The sequence below is a fragment of the Pseudomonas sp. GX19020 genome (genome assembly GCF_023371075.1).
Classification (GTDB): domain Bacteria; phylum Pseudomonadota; class Alphaproteobacteria; order Rhodobacterales; family Rhodobacteraceae; genus Pseudogemmobacter.
Genome location: NZ_JAMCCR010000036.1, coordinates 1 through 4,013, shown reverse-complemented (window position 1 = coordinate 4,013; position 4,013 = coordinate 1). Strand labels below are relative to the sequence as shown.

The following is a 4,013-nucleotide window of genomic DNA, read 5'->3' as shown; positions in this document are numbered from 1 at the left end:
CTTGATCCCCTGGCGGGCTGGTCCTGAGCCAGTTCGTTGGACTTGCGCGCCCCTGACCGGGCGCGCTTTTTTCATGCGGTTGCACCGGCGCGGTGCATCTGATGATATTCAGGACAGCAGCAACAGGAGGGGCACAGAATGCGCAGGCCGGAACAGGTGACAGTGCTCTTTGCCGATCAGTCGCTGGGGGCGACCGTCAGGATCGTGGCCGAGACGCTGCTCGCGCGGATCACCTCGCAGGAATATGTGGTTGACGAGAGATTGCCCTCGGAACGCACCCTGGCCGGAGAGCTGGGGGTTGCGAGGAATACGGTGCGCGAAGCACTGGATGTGCTGGAAAATCAGGGTGTCATCCGTCGCCGTGCCGGCTCGGGAAGCTTTGTCACCGGGCTGTCACGCCATGAAGATATCGATGTCGGCGATGTGGCGGCCGAGACGAGCCCACTTGATCTGCAGGTGATGCGCGGCATTCTTGAGCCCGAGATGATCCGCCTTGCCATCATCGCCATGTCGCCGCGCGAGATCGAGGCGCTTGGCGAGGTGCTTTCCGCGATGGAGGCGGTGACCACCGATGCGAGTGAATTCGCGCGGCTGGAGGATGAATTTCACCGCCAGATCGCCAAAGGTACCGGCAATCCGCTGATTGCGGCCTGCTATGATCTGGTGATCGCAGCCCGCCACCAGGCGTTTCGCGCCGCGCTGAACCGCCGCTTTCTGACACCGAAACGTATCCAGGAGTGCCAGCGCTATTACAACACGCTGTTCAACACCCTGACCGCGCGCGACATCGAAAGCGCGGTCGAATTTACCAAGCTTTTGCTGATCGAAGAGCAAAAGCTCCTGATGCAGGAAGACTAGATCCGGGGGGATCAGAGCGGGGCGGAGGCGGCGCTGTCCAGCGTGGTGTCGCGGATCGGCAGCGGCTCTTTGCCCTCGCGCTGATACCACATCTGGCCAAGGGCCTCCATTTCCTGGCGAAGCCGTGCACCATGTTCGGCCAGCCAGGCCGGGATCGAGCCGAAGCCGACAACCCGCGCCCGGCCAGACGTGATGCTTACCACCGGCCAATCCCCCGCCAACAGATTGTCATTGCCGTAAAATTCGGTCCCGAGCCAGCGCGCATGGCCAAAGGCATGTTCGCCCCGGCCGCCATGTTTCATCGCCGCAAGGACTGAGACCGGCGCCACGGTTCCGGCCTTTTGCACCGCCATATGCCACAGATCCAGCGTCGCCGCATATTCCCAGGACACCGAGCCCCAGCTGCCGGGAAAGCGCCGCTCGTATTCGCTGTGGAACTGTGTCGGGCGGTTGAAGAAAAAGCTCTTATTCTGCAGGGCAGGGTCGTCGAAATCGGGGAACTGGAAGAGAAAGCCTTCCATGAACTCCGTCGATGTTTTGCGGATCAGCTCGCGGTAGCCATCGGCGGTGCAGGACAGCAGCTGGCCGGTAAAGCCCTGGCGATGCGCCGCTTCGGTCAGCGCATGCACCATAGGCGTGTGGCTGGTGCACCAGCACAGGATCTGCGGATCCGTGGCCAGCATCGCCGCCACGATCTCGTCGGCATCACCACCGGTATTGGGATAGCGGATCTCTTTGGTGATCTGGAAACCTTCGGCGCCGAAAGCCGCACGATAGGCGGCAAGCGAGGGCAGGCCCAGCTCATCCATCTGGCTGCACAGTGCCACCCGCCTCAGCTCGGGCCGGTTCTTTGCCAGCCAGCCGACTGCGGTGACATTGAGCAGGGGATGGGTCTCGCTCGGCGCGATCAGATAGGGCGTGTCGGGGGAAAGATCGCTCGGGAGCAGGGTCGAGGTCAGGATCTTGCGTTCGGTCAGCCAGGGGCGGAGCCGGCGCAGCGAGTCGCCGCCGAGCATCATCAGAAACCGCACATTGCCATCCAGAACCAGCCGGCGCGCGCCGATAAACGCCCGGTCGGGGTCATAGCCGCAATCTTCGGCGAGGATCTCGACCTGATGGCGCCGCCCGCTTATCATCATGCCGCCCGAGGCATTGATCTGGTCAGCCCAGATCTGACAGCCATAAAGCCCGGGCAGGCCCCAGGACCGCACCTGGCCGCTCAAAGGCGCCAGAAAGCCGATCGGGATCCGCTGTCCGGTGGTGGTTTCCAGGCGCCGGACCAGACCTCCGACCGCGAGCCGCTGTGCCAGACTGACAGAACCGGTCATCTCCCGCCCCTTGTTTCAGCGTCAGACCGCCCGGGAGGCGGCGATTCCGCCAGGAATCTTTTTCCCAGCATGAAGATTTGTTGACATGCTGGCAATCCTGTCGCGTAATTGGCGCAGTGAATAAGGAACCAATCCATAAACTGGTTCAGACCAACGGGAGCACACGCATGAGTAAGAGAATCGCAGTCATCGGAGCAGGCCCTTCTGGCCTTGCACAGCTGCGCGCCTTTCAGTCGGCCGCCGAAAAAGGCGCCGAGATTCCAGAGATCGTCTGCTTCGAGAAGCAGTCCGACTGGGGCGGGCTGTGGAACTACTCCTGGCGCACTGGTCTGGACCAGTATGGCGAACCGGTTCATGGCTCGATGTACCGCTACCTTTGGTCAAATGGCCCGAAAGAAGGGCTTGAATTCGCTGATTATTCTTTTGAAGAACATTTTGGCAAGCAGATTGCCTCCTACCCGCCGCGCGCGGTGCTGCTCGACTATATCGAGGGGCGCGTGAAAAAGGCAGGGGTCCGCAAATGGATCCGCTTTGAGAATGTGGTCCGCCTTGTAGACTGGGATGAGGCGACGCAGAAATTCACCGTTACCGTCCAGGACCTGCCGAAAGATCACTGCTATTCGGAAGAATTCGACCATGTGATCGTGGCCTCGGGCCATTTCTCAACGCCGAATGTGCCCTCTTTCCCAGGATTCGAGCGCTTCAACGGCCGGATCGTCCACGCCCATGATTTCCGCGATGCGCGCGAATTCGCCGGCAAGGATGTGATGCTGGTCGGCACGTCCTATTCGTCGGAAGATATCGGTTCGCAATGCTGGAAATATGGCGCGAAGTCGATCACCAACACCTATCGCTCGGCGCCGATGGGGTTCGACTGGCCGGATAACTGGGAAGAAAAGCCCAATATGCAGAAGGTCGAAGGCAATATCGTCACCTTCGGCGATGGCACGACCAAGAAGATCGACGCGATCATTCTGTGCACCGGCTATAAGCACCATTTCCCCTTCCTGCCCGACGGGCTGCGGCTGAGAACGGCGAACCGGCTTGCGACGAACGACCTCTATAAAGGGGTCGCCTATGTCCATAACCCGGCCCTTTTCTATATCGGGATGCAGGATCAGTGGTTCACCTTTAACATGTTCGACGCCCAGGCCTGGTGGGCGCGTGATGTGATCCTGGGGCGCATCGCGCTGCCGGGCAAAGAGGCTATGCAGGCTGATGTGACCGACCGCGTTGCGCGCGAGGATGCCGGCAAAGACACCCATGATGCGATCCAGTATCAGGGGGATTACGTTAAAGAACTGATCGCAGAGACGGATTACCCGAGCTTCGATGTCGATGGCGCCTGCGAGATTTTCTTCGAATGGAAGGATCACAAGAAGCAGGACATCATGGGCTTCCGCAACAATTCCTACAAATCGGTGATCACCGGCACGATGGCGCCGAAGCATCACACGCTCTGGAAGGATGCGCTGGACGACACGATCGAAAGCTATCTGCAGAACTGACGGTCCGCTCTGGCGCAAAAGGAGAGGTTCCGATCAGAAGGGGCGCTGGCATGGTCCAGCGCCCCTGTTTTTTGCGAAATTGTCAGAAAAACGTAAAAATGCCGGAAGATTTTCCGGCATTTTGCGATCTGAATGTTCGAATAGTGAAAGCCGTCAGAGTGTCGGGTAAAGCGGGAACCTGTCGCAGAGCGCCTGAACCTCGGCCTTCACTTTGGCCTCGACCTCGCCGTTGCCGTCTTCGCCATTGGCGGCGAGCCCATCAACCACTTCGACGATCCAGCGCGAGATCTGGCGGAATTCGGCCTCGCCGAACCCGCGC

General features: G+C 60.2%; 3 protein-coding genes. 2 read left to right on the top strand and 1 reads right to left on the bottom strand.

Annotation, left to right across the window (positions count from 1 at the left end; all coding sequences use genetic code 11):
- Nucleotides 1-138 precede the first annotated feature (138 nt).
- Nucleotides 139-858 carry a FadR/GntR family transcriptional regulator gene (locus M3484_RS23480; protein ID WP_092895988.1) on the top strand — a complete coding sequence of 240 codons (720 nt, stop codon included), beginning with the start codon at nt 139-141 and terminating at the stop codon, nt 856-858.
- Between the two features lie 11 nt (nt 859-869).
- On the opposite strand, the gene M3484_RS23475 is transcribed toward M3484_RS23480, so the two are convergent.
- Nucleotides 870-2,186 (bottom strand): ABC transporter substrate-binding protein, encoded by a 1,317-nt coding sequence (locus M3484_RS23475; RefSeq protein ID WP_249499504.1) that lies wholly within the window; start codon nt 2,184-2,186, stop codon nt 870-872.
- 167 nt (nt 2,187-2,353) lie between these two features.
- Here M3484_RS23475 and M3484_RS23470 point away from each other — a divergent pair, with 167 nt between their 5' ends.
- Nucleotides 2,354-3,694 carry a trimethylamine monooxygenase gene (locus M3484_RS23470; protein ID WP_092895992.1) on the top strand — a complete coding sequence of 447 codons (1,341 nt, stop codon included), beginning with the start codon at nt 2,354-2,356 and terminating at the stop codon, nt 3,692-3,694.
- Nucleotides 3,695-4,013 lie beyond the last annotated feature (319 nt).

What these genes read in the sequence shown, in the direction of transcription:
- M3484_RS23470 (WP_092895992.1), top strand. Translation starts at nt 2,354, where the DNA reads ATGAGTAAGAGAATCGCAGTCATCGGAGCAGGCCCTTCTGGCCTTGCA.
- M3484_RS23475 (WP_249499504.1), bottom strand. Translation starts at nt 2,186, where the DNA reads ATGACCGGTTCTGTCAGTCTGGCACAGCGGCTCGCGGTCGGAGGTCTG.
- M3484_RS23480 (WP_092895988.1), top strand. Translation starts at nt 139, where the DNA reads ATGCGCAGGCCGGAACAGGTGACAGTGCTCTTTGCCGATCAGTCGCTG.